Here is a 19,911-nt window from a genome sequence, read left to right as displayed (position 1 = left end):
TAACTAAACCATCCTTCTCTTCTTTAGTATATTTTTTAATTTGTCTCGTCATAAAATAATCATCTCTCCTTTGTTCGAGAATAACATATATTATTCCCTACGACAACCATCTTAGCACAGGGGGATATGGATAAACGTTATGGTTTCTTAAACAGTACAACTCCGCTACCCATAAAAGTAATTGTATCATCTTGAATATAAGCCGCACAACCATCCGGCAATGCGATTGTGCCATATGACTGCGCTGAATACTCTTGAATCCTATTTCGTTTATAGTTTGTATTATCATAATCCCCATTCCCATAATGACAACAAATGTTAAAACCTTTTACCAAATTTAGTCCTGTTGAATCTTCAAAGCCAATAGTGTTTTCACTATCATAGGTTGTACTCGTTATATCTTCACTAAAAATAATACTTCCTGCTGATAAGCCATATACAAATCCACCTCGATTTATAAAATCAATGAGCTTTTTATCAAATCCACTCTCTTTTATTTCCTTCAAAAGCTTAAAAGTGTTGCCACCTCCGATATATATTGCGGTGTATATATCGCTTATAACTGCTTTATTCAGGTCAATGCACATTTCTATATTGAAAATTCCATATTTATTATAAGTGCGTTTGAACCATTCAAAGCGTTGGTCGTAATTAGTTTCTTTATCAGCGACTGGTACATATAATACTGTTCGACTTAAATCAATTTGATAAGCAAAAAATTCGTCAAGTGTGACAACGCCTTCGGCGTTGCCTCCTGATAATAATAATTTCATTTCGTATCCCTCCACAAATATAAATTAACTAAATTAACCACTCAAACCAATCATCAAATGATTATTGAGATTATATACATAATAAATTGCAATAAATTACAAGTCAACAACTTTTACATAGTCTTGAAATTGTGACTTTACGGTGTTTTTAACTCCCAGTCCGCAGAACCATATTCACTGGCTGAAAGGGAATGCTTTTAACTTCCTTTATTGATACTAACAATTCCTTCAAAGCAAGAACTATATCCTCAAATGAGATATCTTTTGCATAGCTATAATTTTTCTTATATTTATCTCATAGCTTTTTTAAATCTTTACTGTTTTCAACAACTGATATTCTTTTTTCAATATTTTCAAAGATATGTGTTGTTCCCCTATGTCTCGATGTTTTTAAAATCGCTTCATTAAATAGCTTTTTATTGAAATCTTGTGTTTTTGTCAAAATATATATATCATAAAAATCATTTTAAATCTATATAGGATTTCTCTTGGAGTTATAGCATCTCCTGTTGTAATATCAATTTGCATTGGTGTTATAATTGTATCGTAAACAGATTGTATACTTGCCCTGTACCCACCATAATCATCATCTTCTCTGGTGGGCTCAACCTTAATATAAGAGAATGTTACGTCATCACCTACATCAATTGAGCAATCATAAAAGTACCTCCATATATTTTTTAATTATTTTGTCAACATGGAATTTTTTCGCATATTCGCCTAGCAAATTAAAATCAGCAGATTTTAGTTTAATATACCTCTTTAACGCATCATTTAAAATTTGAATGTCTATTTTGTTTCTGCTTCGTACAATATCACAAATTGTCCTTTCAATATTATACAATTTAATATCATTTCCAAAAGAAGTTTTTGCGGTAGTAATACCTAAAAAATGTAGTTCATTTTTTATATAATAAATCTTATTGCTTTCAGAAATATTTTTTACAACCTTATAATTACTTGGTACAGTTGCTGAATATTCAAAGGGCGTCCTATCAGATAACCCATGTATAAACAGAGCTGTTTCATGTGAATAAATTAACTTTGAATATTTAATCTGCATATAATACATCTCATCTTCTATTTCACCCGACAAAACATATACACCTCTACTTACTCGTTCTAATTTTCCTATACTTACAAGCTTAGATAAATATGTTCGTGGGATATTTAGACGCGCTAAATCTGCTGTCAATAATGTACCATTATTTTGCTCAATTAAATTTTCCAATTTATTTAAATAATCCATTTACTTCACCTCATTACAAATATACTGATATTATACTTGAAATCAGTATGTTTGTAAACAATTTTGCAATATAAATTAGAAATTTAAAAAAGCTAAAAATTCCTCACTAGTCCATGTAATTATAGTGTAATCCTTATTTTCTAGCTAAATTTCCCTTTCAGATTTAATACTATCTCAACATATGCCTTCATGGACCATATTAATAAGCCTTTATAATTTCGCTAAAAAGTGCACACCCCACCCTAAAAATGCACACCCCTAAGTTTAAAACCCATAGGGGTGTGCATTTATTGCGTTCTAACCAATAATTTTATGTTTTCAGCTCAACTTCCACCTTGCATTTCAACTCAAAAACAACCAAAACCCCTGAATTCAAGGGTTTTCTATTATATCAATATTGTTGTTCTTTTATGAGATGATTAGGCTAAACCCAAATTTTGATACAAATTAGCAAATACACGTTATAGTATAAAATCGCATACTGAAAATAGAGAATTGTTGCGAGCAATGTATGCTTCAATCCTACATTCCCCACAAAGCCGAAACAGCAATTCTGCAATAGGATAATCTTCTTCCCCATTGTTCGCAGAATGGAAAATCAGAACATCAACACTTCCTGATCTAATAGTTTTGCATAGGTTAAAAAAACTACGATATGTTAAATCTTGATTCTGGGTTTGATAGTAGTCTGTCATTACATATAGCAATTCCCATTCCGGTCGATCTGCAATGAGTTGTCTGATATTTTTTCTAATCTGAACACCAGCACCGGTTCCTTTTTCAACACGGGAATAACCTACTACATGAGTTTTTCCTGGTGTTCCTAAATAGCGACTCGGCTGATTTGGGAATGTGGGTGGTATAATGATTACATTTCTAGGATTCATGGCGAACTCCCCTTTCTACCGCTAGTTTCGGTAGTGTTATGTTCGCTCTTAATAGCATTAATAGCAAGTCATTATAGATATTCAAACAAGATTACTTCCTAATATTAATGCAGATTCCACAAAATCATTGCCACTAAATTGTGCACAAACTTTCACAATCCGGTGCCTTGACTTTAGCCTAATCACCATTAAATTTCTCTATAAAAACAACAAAGCACTTTAAAATCAAAGGTTTTTATGTTATATAAAGGCTCTGTTTAAGAATAATGTTGAAATAGAAAGGCAACCTATCAAGGCTACATTTATTGCGTCATAGAAGAATTATGAGCAATAGTTACACTACAAATTGGAATTTGTAAAAGTATTCATCATCATATTACTATTTTTCATGTTTGTTATAATATATTCTAGCTAGATAGTTATTTATATATTCTTGTAAAAATTCATCTTTCAAAAGCTTGTGGACTCTATGAGAAGCCTTTTCATAAGGAAAGTTTTTTTCTACAGCATAACATTCTTCATGTTTTAGATTCCAATCTTCTATATATTTCTCCGAATCTTCATAATCTAACGGGTCTATGGCATACGTTCCGTTTTTACTTCCAATAATACCATTAAAACTTGCCATTGATGTTTCTTTTTCTAAAATCTCACTAGCTCTTTTTAACGCAGTTCCTTTGTTTTCTTTAATGTATTGTTCAACTTTCTCTTTTTTCATAATTATATCCATTCCTTTCTTTCTAAATCCAACTTTTCTTCTTCTATACAGATTGGAAGTTGTGGTTCAAAGTGCTACACCTCTGCTATAAATTTTTCAAATGCTTCTGCTATGAGTATTGGAATTTTGTCATCACAATTCACATCGTCAATGGTAAGCCATTTTTTATTTAGGCACATTTCCTTTGTATATTTCCCATCCATATAATCTAGCGAATTTATCCACTTATAAGAGCAAAATTCAACCACAGTAGGTTGTTCTTTCTCATCATTGCCTTCTTTTAGTACACTATTTGGTGAACCTATATATTTTGATGGGATAATATCCTTTACAAATTGAATTCTTCCAACTTGTGAATGACAATTACCTGATTTTTTGTCAATCTCGCTGTAAAACAATGTGATAAGATATTCATTGCCTTTATCATAAATTGGAACCCATACAAATAATCTTCTGTCATTTTTTGATGTATTAGCGCCTATACCAGTCTTTCCATCATATCTTGGAATATTAAAATTGTTATGTTCTTGCAAAGCTTCAATAATTCTTTTTTGCGCACTCTTTTGAAGTGAAATCAATCTTTCTATACAATCAGCACAAGTTAATTGTTTATCCATATTACTTCCTCCAATTCTAATATTCTTTACTTCTTTAAATTACTATTTATATTAATCAACCTCAAATTAGAATTTTACCATAAATCTCTATCTATATCACTTCTTGTGAGAACCTCACTATTTTCATAAGGATAACTACACAATACGCTATCTAAAAATTTAATTCCACAAAAATACTTGCATATTGAAGTTCCTTTGTATTATTCGCAGTGTTCCACGGGCATTGAGTCTGTTTCCAATCAACCCCTGCACTTGTCAAATCTATATCCATATTTCCACCACTTAATGCTTTTACTCTATCATCCATATTAATACCCCTTTCACAGATTACTATTTATAATACTTACCCTTAAAAATTGGAATTTGTCGACTTACACATTATGCTTATAATAGTAATATCGTTAGCCTTTGAAAATAAACATAAGCAGTAAATGCCTACATATGTTGACATTCACACCCAGTTAAGATGACATGCGTAATTCCAATCCTGCTTTAGACGCAAGATGCTTCATTTTACTGTACATTTCTGGTTCAAATTCGAGAGAGTAATTAGTTGAGATACTCGAAAGTCTTGGATTCAGTTGATGAACGATTCCACTACTCATAAAATCACTCATAATACCCCTGCCTTGATATTCTTCTAAGACTAAAACATGCAAATCACTTTCACCCATCGGAAACACGATACCAACAGGAATATTATCTTCAAGCAAGATAATTATATCTTGATATCCGAAACATCCTTTCGGTAAAGGTTTGCCATTAAACCTTAAATTGTAACCATGTGATCTTAATTCTCCATTTCTCAAGTATTGGAATTTACGGTTTTTTGTATTTTCAATGACATCAAGGATAATTCCAACATCACCGATTGGTGTTCCCACAGAGATATCGGCATTTCGGCAAATTAGTTCAAGGGTTTCATTAGTCATGCTCGTACACTCCTTTTTAAGCTTTCAAGTCAAAGATGATTAATACTGTAAGCCACATTTCAATTGCGCTATTATTTATAAAATTTGGATATGACAGCCTTATCACCCTGTTGCAAACGTTCGATTATACAAATAATCTACAATTGCATTTCATATATAAATTCCTATTTATCTTATTCATTCTTAATTTGAGTTTATTAATTACTTTATAACATCATAATAAATCATATTCACTATTTCATTTAAACTTAGTTCTTTATGAATGCATACTTCAGGAATAATATCTAATAAATCTTTTTCATTCCACCATCTTTTCATTTCTATTTCTCCAAATTCATGGGTATTAAGCTTTTGTTTATGACGAATTAGGGTTTCTTCAAAAGGAATGTCAAAGTAATATGCAAAAATTTGTTTATCAAATTCATCAAATAAATTTTCAAATAGTTTTTTATACCAGTTAGAATTTAAAATTCCTTCTAAGATTATAATATTGCAATGTTTTTTCCCGTATAGTGCGAGTTCATTTAATAATTGACTGGCTTCTGTATTAGGTCCATCTTTCACAAATAGCATTTCTCTTCTAACAACATCTTGTGAAATTAGCATTGTACCATGTCCAAATTTTCTTTGTAAAGCTTTTCCTGTGGTAGTCTTACCACTTCCAGAATTACCTCTTAGTATTATTAATTTCGGTACTCCATCCATCTAATATCTCACCCTTCTGAATTGACTAAATTACTAGTTGTATTACTCAGCCTTAAATTGGAATTTGAGATAGTGAGCCAAGTATAAATAATCTCATACAGTTGATAATCTATACTATTAAGACGCATTTTTTATTAGATAATCGCCGTTTGCATCAAGGCAGATAACAATCTTTTTGATATCTATATCTTGTTTAAAATTTCCAACTAGCTTTTCGGATATTTTTTGTTTTCCGTAATAATCTAGAATTTCCTGCTTCATGTTCATATCTTGAGTGCCAGCAGAACTTTTTACTGTAATGATAACTCTTGATGGTCTAACAAGAACCCAATACCCGTTTCGAGCTTCTTTAACGTAATATCCTTTTTTAAGATACTTCGTGATAGCATCACGTGGACCTTGTTTTTCAATAGTATCAGAGCGTTCGTATTCAATACTCTTGACCTCACAATTTTCATACATTTTCATAGATATACAACCTCCTTTTTTTATTCAGTATACCTGAAGGTTGTCTCGTCTATTAAGAACGAAAATCGGGAAATGACTATTCCGACCTAATCCAATATGATTTGAGAATCTTTCTGGCTAAATCAATCCTGTTGTTGCTCCAATCCTTATTCTCTGTGAAAATGGAGAATGGATTATATTCTTTTTGTATAAATGAAGCTGCTTCGTCTATCTCAAAAGCACAGTCTTTTGTTAGGTTGTAGAAATAATTCATAACTTCTTTTTTTAGCCGCAAAAGAGCAATAAATAAACCAACGGTATCTTCGTATTCTGTTTGCTTTTCACCAAAAACATAAGGAAACCATTTATTTTGCTGCAAAAGAAAGCGATTTTGAAGCGAAATACCTTCGCCAAATGCGCCTAATACAAAAAATGAAGCCCTCTGTGCTGGATAATCGTGTACGTTATATTTTTCCATAACGAGCACAAGGTTGTATGTTAATTCGATTTTCATTCGATTTTGGAGATCATAAAAATCAATAGCATTAGTAACCCTTTTGTCTGGTGATAGAACCGCTTCATCCCTCATATTGCGTATAAATTTATCATATTGGCAATATATATCCTTGAATCTTGCACGGTTTATCTTTTTGCTATCAGGCATCTGTCCTTTTGAAAGAGTCGTAATAATTTCAAGATTCCCGTAGTTTTGTATTTGTCGTGATTGTAAATGATTATAATGATACCCTTCAAGTCGAGTATTTATATTGCTCATATCATTTTTAGGTAAAACCATCCCGATACTCTGGTGTAGTTTATCTTGTTCAAGCAAAGCCATTTTGTGTTTTCGCTTAATCTGTTCATATTCGGAATCCAATCCGGAGTATTCCTGTTTTGAGCCAATGGCATACTGGCGCAAAGATGCCGTTGGAAGTTTGTTAAAATATTGATTTTTTATGATTTCAAATATCATCTGTGCAATAAATTCGGACTTATTGATAAGACCGCTAAAATATAAATCAGCCTTCTCAACTCTATTAATTATTGATATTAGTGTGTTTTTGGCTTCTTGTATTTTCATTGAGGGTCCTCTCTTTCAAATTACTATTTATCGGTATGATAAACAATTGTTAGTCTATAATTTTTTACTGTTGAACATAAAATTACATGTCCGAATTAACTCCATTATACAACAAAAGGATAATATTGGCTATAATTGGTGTGTATGATTTTCAACACTACTCTTTAACATAGCCTAAACATAAATCTAATTCCGAAGTGAGTTGGTTAGGCTAATTATTTTATTACAATTTGGCAATAATCATTATATTGGATGAAATTTTCATATGAGATACATGTGAGTATGGAAATTTTATCTTTTCAACTCTTTTAAAGGAATGATGCGAAAATGATTAATGAAAGAAAAGTCACGAAAATTGAGAGAATACATCTCATGCTAAAAGTGAAGGTAGCAATATACTGTAGAGTCAGCACGGCGCATGCTGATCAAATAGAAAGCCTTAACAACCAAATCCACCAATATAAGCAAATTGTTAAGCGGCACCTTGATTGGGAACTGGTTGATGTATATGCAGATATTAAATCCGGGAAAAATACTACCGACAGGGTAGAATTCCAAAGAATGCTCTCGGATTGCTATGACCGCAAAATCGACTTGATAATTACCAAATCAGTAAGTCGATTTGGACGCAATACAGTGGACATACTCGATGTTATAAATAAATTGCGTAGCCTGCTTGTTGATGTGTACTTTGAGGTTGAAAACATTAATACTTCAGAGACAAGTAAGACTTTTCTGCTATCTATTCTCGAAGCAGTAGCGCAAGCTGATAGTGAATCAAGAAGCCAAAATATCAGGTGGGGTATCCGATGTGGCTTTGAGAGAGGAAACTCAAAATTTTATAATCGCAAATGTTATGGCTATATTAATGCTTATGATGGAAATATTGTCATAGATGAAGATCAATCCAAAGTAGTACAAAAAATTTATGAGTTATATCTTAATGGATATAGCATTCTAGCAATAATTCGTTATCTTGAAGAAGAATGTATAAAGTCTCCAACAGGCAAAATCATTGGGCGAAGCGTGCAATTGATACAATGCTTTCAAATGAAAAATACACGGGCAATGTGTTGGTTGGGAAAACTTACGGCCTTGAATATCCTAACAATAAAAGAATGATCAACAAAGGTGAATTCCAGAAATATTTAGCAATAGACTGCCACTTTCCTATTATTTCGCAGGAATTATTTGATAAAGTTCAGTTAGAAAAAACAAGACGTAGCAATATTCAAGTAGTTGCTGATAATGTGACTCGCAGAACTACTCACTACAGTATGAAAAGATCAACAATAACAGAAAATAATGATAAGTAGGCTAAATTTTTTACCAAATCATGATTGCTGAGAGAATTGCTGCATTTATTTTGTAATCATACTCAAAGTCGCTAAAACACTAGCTTTCTATTTACGCTAAAAAGTGCACACCCCAAGCTAAAAATGCACACCCCCCTACACTAAAATCCATAGGTGGTGTGCATTTATTTCAATTCAATCCAAGTTTTTGTGCTTTCAGTCTCTAATTCCAGCTTGCATTTAATCCAAAAAACAACGAAAACCCCTGAATTCAAGGGTTTTCCATTGTATCAAAATCATTGTTTATGTATGTCTAATAACTATGATTTTGATACAATTTAGCGATAATTTTAGGCTGAAGGTTAGTTTTCATTAACGCTAAATTGTATGGGTTTTCTGCTAAAAAGTGCACCCCCCCCTCATTAATCTGCTAATTATCTACTGATAAAATAATCTCTGTGAAATTACTTAAAGACACAGCCTCCTCCTTTAAAATATAGAGTACCTTTCCTTTACTATCGAATATCTCTAAGACAAATATAATAGTATCCTCTGTACATTTTCCCTTGATTTTTCGAACCCCAGCACCAATGCCATCAGAATATTTAATAATCTTTTGATATCTAGGCTCTACGCTCCAGTTCCTTGTTTTACCGTCGATTATCCCCATAAGATAATCATTATTCTGCTGGATGTTTGCTATGATGTTTTTATCTGGAAGCAAGTATGCTGACCACAGATTTGTATTTTGTATAGTTTCCAGGCCTTCTGGAGAATAAATACTCCATTTTATTATAGGTTTACTCTTATCTATAACCGTACCGCACCTTATGAATTCTTTAGATAAAATTTAAATATTATTATATTTTTTACCCTTGAGTAGCTGATTGCCTTTTAAATCATACAAGGACATAATAACACCTACCCCGTCACGACCAGTATCCTCAATGAAAACTACCATATCATCTTTAAAGGAAAATATACCCTGACTCTTAGGTTCATAGCGCCATGTACCATGAATCAGCGCTTCAGTTGTGGCTCTCAAAATAAAACTTCATATCGATTACTTTATCAAAGTATATCAAATGTGAGGTTAATTTACATTACGGTATTTGTTCCATCGCTTACTTTCAATATCATAGACCCTCTTCATATATTTCACTAGTTTTGCAATGTAATTTTTCCTCAATTATAAAACCTCATTTCCGTTAATATTCTAACAAAAATGAGGTCTTATTGATAGTGAAAACCTCCGAATTTGATACACTATTTTTATTACCATAAATACTACTGTTTTCAATACTTTTAAGACGCAGAAGCTAAAGTGCTGGTCAAATGTAATTATAATATTATTGATTTATAACTTAATGCTTTATCAACAATCTATTCAGCTGTAACATTTTGTTTATTCCAAAATACTAGGTCACTAACCTCAGGATTAGGAACATTTTTCTCAAGCTTTTCTATCATATCATCTATTTCTTTTTCTGTACCTTTTGCATTCATTATCTTCTCTACCAATTCAATTAATTCTACTCTATTAAATTTGTTTTCCACTTTTACCTCCGACTTAATTATTTATTAAAATGGAATCCTTTATCTAAAATAAGTGTAGCTTTCTGTTTTTGCTGGATTATAAATGTAGCTTCCAGCAACTCCTGTTCTTCCTCCATTGTCAATTTTTCTAGTCATTTTGTTTGCAGCATTATACTCATAGTTGCTGGTATTAAGCTTACCATCTGTTTGAGATAGCATGTTTTTATTCGGGTCGGTAGATTATTTTTACATACCTGTAAAAGTAATTACCCCAGGGTGCTTTTGAAGGCAGAGTGACTGAGATTGCGAACTTCAATAGAATAAGCACCAATAGCTACTACTCCAGCCATTGATGCTCACTCTAAATTCCAAATAATTATTTACTATTTTCCCCAAGTAACAGTTACCTTAGTGGGCGCAAAGCGACCCACTTGCTCAGAATCAAATACAAATTACGTAAGATTAATAAAAGTATTATAATAAAGATAACTAAGAAAGTAAAAGATGACAAAAATAAAGTTCCAAGGCATACCTCAGAGCTTTTTTAAACAACGTCAAGCCATATTTCTTATAATCTATATTGCTATAAGAGCCATGCCTTATAATATTAAAAACATATATAAATACCCTGAGGCACCTAATAGGTTAGTAGGAATATCTTCAAAGTCATTTTCATTTAATTCTAATTTCATAGAAATAGTATACTGGTGATTATCCACTGTTTTCACCCTAATATTCATAAAGGAATATATCTCAATAAATTCCTTTACTATATTATACAATGAATTACTACTAATTCCAAATTATATTCTACTCCTGCTGCTAGCCCTTTTGCTTTGTCTATCCCTAGATAAAACCATCCAAAAGTGTCTCAGCGTATGTAACCCTTCATATATAAATCCTGTTTTACAAAAGAAAAGTTCATCCTCTTTTGTTTTCACCTTTTGCTTATAAGGATAGTTGTTAAGATTCCCTGAGTAAAATATAAATTTATCCATAACTTCACAAATGTCTGTTGGTGTTATGTGGTAGGATTCAAGTGAAGGAACATTAATACCACCCTCCTTTAGTGCTTCCATTACAAATTCTGTGCATATATATGTCTTATAAACCGACCGCTTTTTATTAGAAATAACCCCAATTGCTTGAAGAAAATTATAGTAATATATTTCATCATCATTATATATATCATATATAAATCGCCTTATTAATTCATATCTAATTACACTTACCGGTATCCGATATACGTTAATAGGAACATCTTCTTTACGCCCTATGTTAAGAGTAAATGCACTTTCGCGTACAATTCCACCTACAAGTGGATTACTAATTGAGAATCTACAAAATGAATACATTTGAATTAGATTTTTATCTAAACTAATTGAAGCATGATTATATTCTTCTTTTAAAAATTTTCTAACTAATTTCCCTGTAGAAGTTGGTGTTCTTGAAATAACAACATAAACATACTTTTCCATTTTCGTCTCCTCACAACAATTAAAATTTAATCCGCCTCCAACTAATATGTTAATATATTTTGCAATCGTAATATCTTCCACCATAAGCTGAATTTCTTCCTGGGTATATATAAACGATTTGCTGTGTGGCCTTGTTAAACTAAAGTTAGAACATAGCTTTAATCTCATTTATAGGGTGGCAACTATGTGGTATAGGCTAGTTATAGAGGTTTATTAAATGTAAACTAATCTATATTCAAATTCATATTAAAAAAAGGGAAATTTTCTTGAAATTCTCTTCATTGATCCAATATCCTTGTTGATTATAATGTTGATGCAGCTTGCTTTCATAGTCTCGTGTTATCAGAGACTCCTCACTATATTCCGGTGACTGCTTGATTGTCTCACGAAGAAGGTTGACAAATACTTTAGATTCTTTCCAACTAACACGCTCTATCCATTTCGGTGAAATTAGAATTTTTTTACTCGGCCACCAGTTCGTTGTATCAATAACTAAATAGCGAATTTCCAATGTCTCATAATCAATGATAAAATCTTCAACGTGTCCAATCTCGCCATCTGTGGCTTGAATGGTGTAGCCATTCACCTCATGAGTGCTACGTAAATGGGTATCCCAACCTTTATCACCTTGAGTTGATTCTATCAATTTTTCTTGATCTTGACCACCCGCAATGAAAGGAGAAAGCCCACCCGTTACCCCGATGTTTGGCCCACCCCAATATACTGGCCATCCATAATACGTATAGTAATCTTCTTCATATTGTCGTAATATGGGTTTGTCACTGGCCAAAGAGGGACTATTTTCAATCTTATTTTTGGTCAAATTGATGACGATATATTGGTCTTCGTTATTTACGCCGTTCAACGCATACGGTGATATTAACACCTGTCTGCCAACTAACCAATTTCCTGTGTCGGCAATCAAATATTGAATTGTCCAGTTGTGGTCATCAAAATAAAATGCTTTGACCTTACCTATTTCTCCATCGAGACATTTCAACTTGTAGCCCTTTAGTATTTTGACTTTGCTTAACATAATAATTCTCCTTTCTTCTTTCAGTTATTTGTGAAAAGCTTCTGTATTGTATTTAAAATACTTCTTTCTATAATCGTCTTCTTCCACCAATAATGTCAAAAATGAATACTATAACAGCTATGACAATTAAGATGTGTATCAAGCCACCACCAATATTAAGCACCAGTCCTAATAACCAGAAAATTATTAATATTCCCGCTAACCAACGTAATATTCCCATACATATCACTCCTTTGTAAACTAATTTTAAACACAAATTTACTAAAAGTTTATAATATTCTATCTGTATAGTACCACTATTATTGCCAATTTTCAACTTTTTTCAACTTTTTTCAACTTTTTTCTACAATTAAATTTTTTAATTTCAATATTTTACATATTTGTTTTTCTATACAAATTAGTTGCAAAACATTGCTTTTATATGATCCATCTTAATTTTAAGATATTAATAATAAGTAATGAATTTATTTGCAGGGTGTTTTTGTTTATCCCTTTCAAAAGAGGGAATAAGGACCATTTCACAAAGTGTACTTTATGAAATGGTCCTTATTCGTTGTTTTTATGTGTCATAACTACATCTTATTTATTTCTGATATATTTCAAATGGGTAGTACCTATTTTGAAATACAAATATAGGCAATTAGATTTGAACTGGCTATATTTCAGATATTGCCTAACGAATAATTTGCTTATTCCACCTTTTCGGGGGGATGGGCAAAAATACACATTATTATGTTGTATGCTTTTTACTATGTGAAATGAAAGACTATATATAAACAAAAACAAGTATTGAAAAAAAAGTGGGTAACGGAGCATGATCGTTAATACATTAATAAATATTTGCGAATGTTTACACATTTCCATAGATTCTTTGTCTTTTGAACAAGTGAATATTAATACAAATAATGATGTTTTACATTCATTATTTGTATTAATAAATGTTCAGAAAATGAAATCAATGTGATTCAAGCGATTATAAAGTTGATAATACCCAACCTTGCAAGGTAAAACACAACAAAGTATCAATAATCAAGTTGTGGTTACAATTTGTTCACGTACCCCGGCAGGCTGTGAGAGAATTAAATTTTAAGTATAATTCACAGCTGAACTAGAATGTTAAAATTTTTTTGCAACTACTTTCCTTCATATAAAGCAAAAAAAAGCACCTATATTAGGCTGCTTTGATAACAATAGGATATTTATGACTCTCTTCAAATTGTAACTAAAAAAGGCTATGCTGACTTCACCAATTACCTTTTTGAATCCTCTTAAAAGCAAATAGTCGAAATTCATACCTCTTTTTAATGTTCCAAATACATGCTCAATAATTTCTTGCCTTTGGTTATATTTAGCCTTGTTTTTTTTGGTCCTTTTATTAACAACATCAACAATGTCTTCATATATTTTTCTTGTTAATATTCTTCCTACTTTAGATGTTGTACATTTTTCTTTGCATGTACAGTTATCACAAGCCTGACAATTAGCATATTTTCTTTCTTTTACATCTTTTTTCTTAGTTATACACACTAATATTTGCCCTTCTGGGCATATATAAGTATTGTCTTGTGGATTATATATAAATCTATCATTAAAATAAATAGAATCTCCAGTGCTATTAGAATATCTAGGCTTAGAAACATAACAAGTTATACCATTTTCTTCTAACATTTTTTTAAAACCACTATAAGTTCTTTACCATATAATTTCTTTGTTTATTATAGACTGTTTTGCAAGTTTGCGCGATGATTTTATTCCATTAAAATAACCATAAACAAATAATTTAAGCATATCCTTAGGACTAAACATTGGTCTTCCTGAGATATCATTATTTCCTATTTTAAACCCTAAAGATTCAATGTCTAATGCATCAATTATTTTATCGATAACTCTAACTTCGCTATCGGTTTCTACATAATCTTCAAAACATTCCACGCTTGCTTGCAGTCTATCTCTTCCCAAAATATAGTTCATAGTTGAATCATCTCCTTTGGTCTATTCCATAGTTTAATTATACCAAAATTAGAGTTATATTGATAGTAATTTTAGGTTTTCGCACAGCCTGCCGGGGGTTTTTATAACATTTGAAATACTTATCATTATCTAAAATTTCATCGGCTCTTACTTCAGCATCTTCAATTTATTCAAACTCATATTTTATACTCAAACTCTATCAATTGTATATGGTAATTACTTGTTCGAGTCAGGTGGACAAATATAGAATAATTACGCTTTCTAGATTATATTTTTGGCTGTCGTCACTTGAAACAAACTAAATCAAAACATAAGAAAACCCTCAACTAATTTATAATTAGTTGAGGGTTTTACTGGTGGAGGCGAGGGGTGTCGAACCCCTGTCCGAAAGCCATAACACCTAGGCATCTACGAGCGTAGTCAATACTTTAAATTTCCCTCTTCCTAACTCCTATTGACGGGATTTAGGCATTGGTAGCTTCATATTTTCCGTTTCTAAGTCAAAGCTTTCCTAGACTCGGTTCACCGCTGTCGGCGCCCTATCCTAAGTCGCGGTAATCAAAGGTAAGACGTAGCAGAACTAAGCTGCTAGTGCTAAATTATCGTTTGCGTTTAAATTGTCCCTATAGTTGTTTACGCGGGTCCATAGGTTCCCCCGGCTCGCTTCCTCGATGCAACGTACCCCCGTCGAAACCAAGTACGCCCCCTTATAGTCAAAAGATTATATTTTAATCTTTTGCTTTACAATAATCATGAAACTTATTGCATATCTATAACGCAATTTTATATCTTTTTAATTTGTTAATTTGTTGTGTTACTTGGTATAATCCTAATGATACACTATATTCCACGCTTTATCAAGTGCAAATATTATGGAATTACGGTGCAATCCTACCTATTATCTCATTCTTTCTTTAATTTGTCTATCCATATCTCTCTTGGCATCTTTTTCAAGCATTGCATCTCTCTTATCATAGTCTTTTTTGCCTCTAACAACACCAAGATTAACTTTCACTTTGGTATTTTTAAGATATAGTGATAATGGAACTAATGTATAGCCCTTTTGAGCCGTAAATCTTACTAGTTTATCTATTTGTTCTTTGTGAAGCAACAGCTTTCTGACTCTTAACGGATCAGCATTAAATTGATTCCCATTTTCATAATGACTTATATGCATATTCTTAATAAATACTTCACCATTTATAACATCTGCATAACTATCTTTTAAATTTGCCTTACCAGCTCTAATAGACTTAACCTCTGTACCAACAAGTGCTATACCTGCTTCCATCGCTTCCTCTATAAAATAATCATGTCTTGCCTTTCTATTTTCTACTAATGTTTTATTTGTCTTTTCCTTTGCCATAATCTCACCTACTTTATTGTTATCATTATACTATATTATACATTTCATTTCAATAATATATGAACTATATCCTATTATACTCTTTAAATAAAATAAACAGAAGAGGAGGCAATTCCCCCTTCTGCATTTTATTTTTAATTATTCTGATGCAGTATCTTATTCTTCTATAAGGTTATCTAACTCAGTAACTGAATATTCTTCTGGGTGTTCCTCTTCTTCTTCATCAGCTTTAACAAAATCAAAATAAACCTCATGAGAAGCTAAATCAACTTTACTAACTATTATCTTTACCTCTTCTCCTAGTTTATACATCTTTTTGGTTCTTTCACCAATAAGAGTTAAATGCCTTTCATCAAATACATAATAATCATCATCTAAGCTGCTCATATGGACTAATCCTTCTATAGTATTAGGAAGTGACACAAAAAGTCCAAAGTTAGTTACTGAAGAAATAATACCTTTAAATTCTTGCCCAATCCTCTCGCTCATGTACTCTGCTTTCTTTAAGTCATCTACTTCTCTCTCAGCTTCCATAGCTACTCTTTCCATGTCAGAGGATTGTTTTGATGCTATTTCTACTTCTTTTCTTAATTTTCCAGTTCTTTTATCACTTAAGCCTCCATTTATAACCTCTTTAATTATTCTGTGAATTATTAAGTCAGGGTATCTTCTAATCGGTGATGTAAAGTGACAATAATATTTAGCTGCTAAACCAAAATGGCCACTACATTCCGGATAATATTTTGCTTTCATCATAGAGCGAAGTAAAAGCGTGCTTAGCACCATCTCTTCCTTTTTCCCTTTTACTTTTGCTATTACCTCTTGAAGCATTCTAGGCTGTATATCTTTTCCCCACTTCATAGAGTATCCTAAGTTATGTGCAAATTCACTAAAAAGAATTAATTTTTCTTCATCTGGGTCCTCATGAATTCTATAAACAAATGGTACGTTGAGCCAGAACATGTGCTCAGCTACAGTTTCATTAGCAGATAACATAAATTCCTCAACTATTCTATTTGCAATGGCTCTTTCATACGGTACAATATCTACAGGTTTTCCAAATTCATTCAAAATTATCTTACATTCATCAAAATCAAAATCTATAGCACCTCTTGTCATTCTCTTTTTGTTAAGGATGCCACATAATTCTTCCATCTGTTTAAAATCTTCATATAAGTAATCATATTTTTTAATTATTTCGGCATCTTTTTCTCTTAATATTTTTGTGACGTCAGTGTAAGTCATTCTCTCATTAGTCTTTATAATGGACTCTAATATCTCGTGGTCTACAATTTTACCATTTTTATCTATTTCCATAAAGCAAGTAAGAGTTAACCTATCCAATTTAGGATTTAGACTACAAACTCCATTAGAGAGTTTTTTAGGAAGCATTGGTATAACTCTATCTATTAAGTATACTGAAGTTGCCCTTTTTAAAGCTTCTATGTCTAAAACGCTTTTCTCTTTAGCATAGTGAGAAACATCTGCTATATGAACTCCTAAACGATAGTTTCCATTGGCTAAAATCTCAATAGACACAGCATCATCTAAATCTTTAGCGTCCTCTCCATCTATAGTTACCATACGTAAGTCCCTTAAATCTGTTCTCCTTGTATACTCTTCTTCTGGAATTTTATCAACTATATTTTCAGCATAAGCTTCAACATTTGATGGAAACTCCTCTGGTAAATGATGTTTTTTAATTATAGTTAATATATCAATACCTGTGTCCCCTTTGTCACCGAGAATTTCAATGATTCTTCCCTCTGGATTTCTCCTTTGTTCTGGCCACTGAGTTATTTCCGCTATTACTATCTGACCAGTTGTGGCACCATTTCTTTCAGCTTTAGGGATAAATATATCCTGAGCAATCCTCTTATCATCTGCTACAACAAAACCAAAATTTTTACTGTCCTCATAAGTTCCTATTATTGTTTTATTACCACGTTCTATTATTCTTGTGATCTCACCTTCACATTTCTTTCCTTTATTTTCTTCTTTTAATATTTTCGCAATAACTGTATCACCATTCATTGCGCCGTTAACATTATCTGCTGTAATAAATATATCTGGTCTTTCCTCGCGAGCTATTACAAATCCAAATCCTCTTTGATGTCCTTGGAATCTACCAATTACAAGACCCATTTTCTCTGGAATACCATAATGCTCAGTACGTGTTTTAACTACATCACCCTTCTCTTCCATTGCAGCCAGTAACGTTTTAAACTCCTTCATGTCTCCTTTTTTAATATCAAACATTTTAGAGAGTTCTTTTAGATTCATAGGTTTGTACGCTTGTTCTGTCATAAAATTTATTAAAGTATCTTTTACTACCATAAGTGGACCTCCTCTAACTTTTCTAATAATATATTTTTTAGGTTTTATAAATCATAATTATTATTGCTTTAATTTCACAAAATTATATACTAAATTATTCTTGTATTTCTATAATTACTCACTTTCATTATAGTCTAAAATATGCATCTAGTATATAGTACTAGTTATATACTTCCCTATTTCGAAATAAAAAATGCCTACATTAAATAGTTATATTTAATGTAGGCATTTTGTCGAAATATAGTATATCAATATTTGTTTACGATAATTGACTTTTTTAAAAATAAAACAGCCCTTGGGGTTGGGCTGTTTTATAACAAATAAAAAGGGGGCTATTTATCTCTTTATTTATCTTTGCTCCTTAATTATATTAAATTTCGCTAAGATTTGCAAGTGTTTTTGCAAAAAACATTGTAAACATTTTATAAAATGATGGTATTTTATTCATATACTATTTATTATTCCCTTATTAAATAGTATTATTAATAATATTAAACTTGTTTTAATAAATCTATCTCAAGTTCAGACAATTCTCTATATTGTCCTTCCTCTAAACTCTCATCTAATTTTAATGGGCCAAAGCTCATTCTTCTTAAAAATACAACTTGCTTATCTACACTTTCAAACATTCTTTTTACCTGATGAAATTTACCTTCTTGAATAGTGACCATTACCTCTGATCCATTTTCATCCGATTTTAATACTTCTAATATTGCTGGCATGCATTTATATTCGTCATTTAGTATAACGCCTTTTTTAAATGTATCCACATCCTTTGCATCGATAGGTTTATTAATCTGCGCATAATACACCTTATCTATATGATTCTTAGGTGCTATTAATTTATGATTTAACTCACCATCATTAGTAATTAATAGAAGTCCAACTGTATCTTTATCTAGTCTCCCTATAGGGAATGGCTTAAAAGCATGATATTCCTGAGCTATTAAATCAATTACCGTTTCATCATGATTATCTACAGTAGCAGAAACCACACCAGCTGGCTTATTCATGGTTAAATATATGTATTTTCTATATGTAATTTCTTCACCAGATACCTTTATTACAACCTTTTCTGGATCAATCTTCATAGTATTATCAGAAACTATGATTCCATCGATCTCTATTTTACCTTTCTTAAGTAATGCCTTTACTTCTTTTCTTGTCCCATGGCCTAAATTCGATAATACTTTGTCTATTCTTTCCATTTATCTTCATCTCCTATTAATATTTCACAAACCCATTAATTATAGCTTCCCTACTATTTATCATTTATATGATAAGTATATAAACTTTTGCTCATAAAAAAAACAGCCTTTAAAGCTGTTTTTAATTTATTCATTAACTTATATTTCTAGTATATCATAATCTTCATACGAAATAAAACTTCTTCAATATTATATCTTTTTATGGTATTAAATTATTATAATAAAATCTGATATTTTGCTAAAACTATTATAAAGATAAATTTTATAATTAATAA

At 31.5% G+C, this 19,911-nt stretch carries 26 protein-coding genes and 1 other RNA gene; 2 read left to right on the top strand and 25 right to left on the bottom strand.

All coding sequences use genetic code 11. The annotated features are described in order from the left end of the window. Positions 1 to 137: 137 nt before the first annotated feature. The 11 genes from ACREWB_RS11645 to ACREWB_RS11595 form a co-directional block, all read right to left on the bottom strand. Positions 138 to 788 (bottom strand): Type 1 glutamine amidotransferase-like domain-containing protein, encoded by a 651-nt coding sequence (locus ACREWB_RS11645; protein ID WP_431547603.1) that lies wholly within the window; start codon positions 786 to 788, stop codon positions 138 to 140. Between the two features lie 280 nt (positions 789 to 1,068). After that, entirely contained in the window at positions 1,069 to 1,215 is a 147-nt protein-coding gene (locus ACREWB_RS11640) for a hypothetical protein (protein ID WP_431547602.1), read from the bottom strand. Positions 1,216 to 1,428: 213 nt separating this feature from the next. Next, positions 1,429 to 2,022, bottom strand: a complete 594-nt coding sequence (locus ACREWB_RS11635) for a type IV toxin-antitoxin system AbiEi family antitoxin domain-containing protein (protein WP_431547601.1) — start codon at positions 2,020 to 2,022, stop codon at positions 1,429 to 1,431. Between the two features lie 461 nt (positions 2,023 to 2,483). Continuing rightward, a complete protein-coding gene (locus ACREWB_RS11630) occupies positions 2,484 to 2,909 on the bottom strand; it encodes a hypothetical protein (protein ID WP_431547600.1) in 426 nt (141 codons plus the stop codon). 379 nt (positions 2,910 to 3,288) lie between these two features. After that, the gene (locus tag ACREWB_RS11625) at positions 3,289 to 3,627 is read right to left on the bottom strand and encodes a hypothetical protein (protein WP_431547599.1); all 339 of its coding nucleotides are present in this window, start codon (positions 3,625 to 3,627) and stop codon (positions 3,289 to 3,291) included. 74 nt (positions 3,628 to 3,701) lie between these two features. Then, the gene (locus ACREWB_RS11620; protein WP_431547598.1) at positions 3,702 to 4,244 is read right to left on the bottom strand and encodes a hypothetical protein; all 543 of its coding nucleotides are present in this window, start codon (positions 4,242 to 4,244) and stop codon (positions 3,702 to 3,704) included. A 151-nt stretch (positions 4,245 to 4,395) separates the two neighbouring features. Further along, complete coding sequence (locus tag ACREWB_RS11615) at positions 4,396 to 4,551, bottom strand: hypothetical protein (protein ID WP_431547597.1); 156 nt, start codon at positions 4,549 to 4,551, stop codon at positions 4,396 to 4,398. 154 nt (positions 4,552 to 4,705) lie between these two features. Further along, a complete protein-coding gene (locus ACREWB_RS11610) occupies positions 4,706 to 5,176 on the bottom strand; it encodes a hypothetical protein (protein ID WP_431547596.1) in 471 nt (156 codons plus the stop codon). Positions 5,177 to 5,377: 201 nt separating this feature from the next. Further along, positions 5,378 to 5,881: a kinase gene (locus ACREWB_RS11605; RefSeq protein WP_125001226.1), complete on the bottom strand. Its 504-nt coding sequence runs from the start codon at positions 5,879 to 5,881 to the stop codon at positions 5,378 to 5,380. Between the two features lie 117 nt (positions 5,882 to 5,998). After that, the gene (locus ACREWB_RS11600; RefSeq protein ID WP_431547595.1) at positions 5,999 to 6,349 is read right to left on the bottom strand and encodes a hypothetical protein; all 351 of its coding nucleotides are present in this window, start codon (positions 6,347 to 6,349) and stop codon (positions 5,999 to 6,001) included. Positions 6,350 to 6,425: 76 nt separating this feature from the next. After that, the gene (locus ACREWB_RS11595) at positions 6,426 to 7,409 is read right to left on the bottom strand and encodes a hypothetical protein (protein ID WP_431547594.1); all 984 of its coding nucleotides are present in this window, start codon (positions 7,407 to 7,409) and stop codon (positions 6,426 to 6,428) included. A gap of 327 nt (positions 7,410 to 7,736) precedes the next feature. On the opposite strand from ACREWB_RS11595, the gene ACREWB_RS11590 reads away from it, so the two are divergent. Next, positions 7,737 to 8,531: a recombinase family protein gene (locus tag ACREWB_RS11590; protein WP_431547593.1), complete on the top strand. Its 795-nt coding sequence runs from the start codon at positions 7,737 to 7,739 to the stop codon at positions 8,529 to 8,531. Then, entirely contained in the window at positions 8,450 to 8,725 is a 276-nt protein-coding gene (locus tag ACREWB_RS11585; protein WP_431547592.1) for a recombinase family protein, read from the top strand. The genes ACREWB_RS11590 and ACREWB_RS11585 overlap by 82 nt, the downstream gene beginning before the upstream one ends. Positions 8,726 to 9,134: 409 nt before the next feature. Here the strand turns inward: ACREWB_RS11585 and ACREWB_RS11580 are convergent, their stop codons facing one another. From ACREWB_RS11580 to ACREWB_RS11515, 14 genes are all read right to left on the bottom strand, one after another. Further along, complete coding sequence (locus ACREWB_RS11580) at positions 9,135 to 9,428, bottom strand: hypothetical protein (RefSeq protein WP_431547591.1); 294 nt, start codon at positions 9,426 to 9,428, stop codon at positions 9,135 to 9,137. A gap of 126 nt (positions 9,429 to 9,554) precedes the next feature. Continuing rightward, positions 9,555 to 9,749 (bottom strand): hypothetical protein, encoded by a 195-nt coding sequence (locus tag ACREWB_RS11575; protein WP_431547590.1) that lies wholly within the window; start codon positions 9,747 to 9,749, stop codon positions 9,555 to 9,557. 338 nt (positions 9,750 to 10,087) lie between these two features. Then, on the bottom strand, positions 10,088 to 10,261 hold the full coding sequence (locus tag ACREWB_RS11570; protein ID WP_431547589.1) for a bacteriocin immunity protein: 174 nt from the start codon (positions 10,259 to 10,261) through the stop codon (positions 10,088 to 10,090). Between the two features lie 39 nt (positions 10,262 to 10,300). Next, entirely contained in the window at positions 10,301 to 10,459 is a 159-nt protein-coding gene (locus ACREWB_RS11565) for a hypothetical protein (RefSeq protein WP_431547588.1), read from the bottom strand. 380 nt (positions 10,460 to 10,839) lie between these two features. Beyond that, the gene (locus ACREWB_RS11560) at positions 10,840 to 10,980 is read right to left on the bottom strand and encodes a hypothetical protein (RefSeq protein ID WP_431547587.1); all 141 of its coding nucleotides are present in this window, start codon (positions 10,978 to 10,980) and stop codon (positions 10,840 to 10,842) included. A 63-nt stretch (positions 10,981 to 11,043) separates the two neighbouring features. Continuing rightward, complete coding sequence (locus tag ACREWB_RS11555) at positions 11,044 to 11,718, bottom strand: hypothetical protein (protein WP_431547586.1); 675 nt, start codon at positions 11,716 to 11,718, stop codon at positions 11,044 to 11,046. Between the two features lie 241 nt (positions 11,719 to 11,959). Continuing rightward, on the bottom strand, positions 11,960 to 12,754 hold the full coding sequence (locus ACREWB_RS11550) for a PRC-barrel domain-containing protein (RefSeq protein WP_431547585.1): 795 nt from the start codon (positions 12,752 to 12,754) through the stop codon (positions 11,960 to 11,962). Between the two features lie 67 nt (positions 12,755 to 12,821). Continuing rightward, complete coding sequence (locus tag ACREWB_RS11545) at positions 12,822 to 12,974, bottom strand: lmo0937 family membrane protein (protein WP_431547584.1); 153 nt, start codon at positions 12,972 to 12,974, stop codon at positions 12,822 to 12,824. Positions 12,975 to 13,897: 923 nt separating this feature from the next. Continuing rightward, entirely contained in the window at positions 13,898 to 14,422 is a 525-nt protein-coding gene (locus ACREWB_RS11540) for a transposase (RefSeq protein WP_431547583.1), read from the bottom strand. Positions 14,423 to 14,446: 24 nt separating this feature from the next. Next, positions 14,447 to 14,725 (bottom strand): transposase, encoded by a 279-nt coding sequence (locus ACREWB_RS11535; RefSeq protein ID WP_431547582.1) that lies wholly within the window; start codon positions 14,723 to 14,725, stop codon positions 14,447 to 14,449. A gap of 354 nt (positions 14,726 to 15,079) precedes the next feature. Beyond that, positions 15,080 to 15,432: a transfer-messenger RNA gene (gene ssrA / locus ACREWB_RS11530) on the bottom strand. A 191-nt stretch (positions 15,433 to 15,623) separates the two neighbouring features. Next, entirely contained in the window at positions 15,624 to 16,091 is a 468-nt protein-coding gene (smpB, locus tag ACREWB_RS11525) for an SsrA-binding protein SmpB (RefSeq protein ID WP_431547581.1), read from the bottom strand. A 156-nt stretch (positions 16,092 to 16,247) separates the two neighbouring features. After that, complete coding sequence (rnr, locus tag ACREWB_RS11520; RefSeq protein ID WP_431547580.1) at positions 16,248 to 18,428, bottom strand: ribonuclease R; 2,181 nt, start codon at positions 18,426 to 18,428, stop codon at positions 16,248 to 16,250. A gap of 491 nt (positions 18,429 to 18,919) precedes the next feature. Then, positions 18,920 to 19,636, bottom strand: a complete 717-nt coding sequence (locus ACREWB_RS11515; protein WP_431547579.1) for a pseudouridine synthase — start codon at positions 19,634 to 19,636, stop codon at positions 18,920 to 18,922. Positions 19,637 to 19,911 lie beyond the last annotated feature (275 nt).

It is taken from the genome of Clostridium sp. (genome assembly GCF_050717635.1).
Classification (GTDB): Bacteria; Bacillota; Clostridia; order Clostridiales; family Clostridiaceae; genus Clostridium_AD.
This window is presented reverse-complemented; position numbering and strand designations above follow the sequence as displayed.

What these genes read in the sequence shown, in the direction of transcription:
- smpB (WP_431547581.1), bottom strand. Translation starts at nt 16,091, where the DNA reads ATGGCAAAGGAAAAGACAAATAAAACATTAGTAGAAAATAGAAAGGCA.
- ACREWB_RS11550 (WP_431547585.1), bottom strand. Translation starts at nt 12,754, where the DNA reads ATGTTAAGCAAAGTCAAAATACTAAAGGGCTACAAGTTGAAATGTCTC.
- ACREWB_RS11590 (WP_431547593.1), top strand. Translation starts at nt 7,737, where the DNA reads ATGATTAATGAAAGAAAAGTCACGAAAATTGAGAGAATACATCTCATG.
- rnr (WP_431547580.1), bottom strand. Translation starts at nt 18,428, where the DNA reads ATGGTAGTAAAAGATACTTTAATAAATTTTATGACAGAACAAGCGTAC.
- ACREWB_RS11605 (WP_125001226.1), bottom strand. Translation starts at nt 5,881, where the DNA reads ATGGATGGAGTACCGAAATTAATAATACTAAGAGGTAATTCTGGAAGT.
- ACREWB_RS11535 (WP_431547582.1), bottom strand. Translation starts at nt 14,725, where the DNA reads ATGAACTATATTTTGGGAAGAGATAGACTGCAAGCAAGCGTGGAATGT.
- ACREWB_RS11595 (WP_431547594.1), bottom strand. Translation starts at nt 7,409, where the DNA reads ATGAAAATACAAGAAGCCAAAAACACACTAATATCAATAATTAATAGA.
- ACREWB_RS11565 (WP_431547588.1), bottom strand. Translation starts at nt 10,459, where the DNA reads ATGCTATCTCAAACAGATGGTAAGCTTAATACCAGCAACTATGAGTAT.
- ACREWB_RS11545 (WP_431547584.1), bottom strand. Translation starts at nt 12,974, where the DNA reads ATGGGAATATTACGTTGGTTAGCGGGAATATTAATAATTTTCTGGTTA.
- ACREWB_RS11610 (WP_431547596.1), bottom strand. Translation starts at nt 5,176, where the DNA reads ATGACTAATGAAACCCTTGAACTAATTTGCCGAAATGCCGATATCTCT.
- ACREWB_RS11560 (WP_431547587.1), bottom strand. Translation starts at nt 10,980, where the DNA reads ATGAATATTAGGGTGAAAACAGTGGATAATCACCAGTATACTATTTCT.
- ACREWB_RS11600 (WP_431547595.1), bottom strand. Translation starts at nt 6,349, where the DNA reads ATGAAAATGTATGAAAATTGTGAGGTCAAGAGTATTGAATACGAACGC.
- ACREWB_RS11625 (WP_431547599.1), bottom strand. Translation starts at nt 3,627, where the DNA reads ATGAAAAAAGAGAAAGTTGAACAATACATTAAAGAAAACAAAGGAACT.
- ACREWB_RS11585 (WP_431547592.1), top strand. Translation starts at nt 8,450, where the DNA reads ATGCTTTCAAATGAAAAATACACGGGCAATGTGTTGGTTGGGAAAACT.
- ACREWB_RS11615 (WP_431547597.1), bottom strand. Translation starts at nt 4,551, where the DNA reads ATGGATGATAGAGTAAAAGCATTAAGTGGTGGAAATATGGATATAGAT.
- ACREWB_RS11635 (WP_431547601.1), bottom strand. Translation starts at nt 2,022, where the DNA reads ATGGATTATTTAAATAAATTGGAAAATTTAATTGAGCAAAATAATGGT.
- ACREWB_RS11630 (WP_431547600.1), bottom strand. Translation starts at nt 2,909, where the DNA reads ATGAATCCTAGAAATGTAATCATTATACCACCCACATTCCCAAATCAG.
- ACREWB_RS11620 (WP_431547598.1), bottom strand. Translation starts at nt 4,244, where the DNA reads ATGGATAAACAATTAACTTGTGCTGATTGTATAGAAAGATTGATTTCA.
- ACREWB_RS11555 (WP_431547586.1), bottom strand. Translation starts at nt 11,718, where the DNA reads ATGGAAAAGTATGTTTATGTTGTTATTTCAAGAACACCAACTTCTACA.
- ACREWB_RS11540 (WP_431547583.1), bottom strand. Translation starts at nt 14,422, where the DNA reads ATGTTAGAAGAAAATGGTATAACTTGTTATGTTTCTAAGCCTAGATAT.
- ACREWB_RS11515 (WP_431547579.1), bottom strand. Translation starts at nt 19,636, where the DNA reads ATGGAAAGAATAGACAAAGTATTATCGAATTTAGGCCATGGGACAAGA.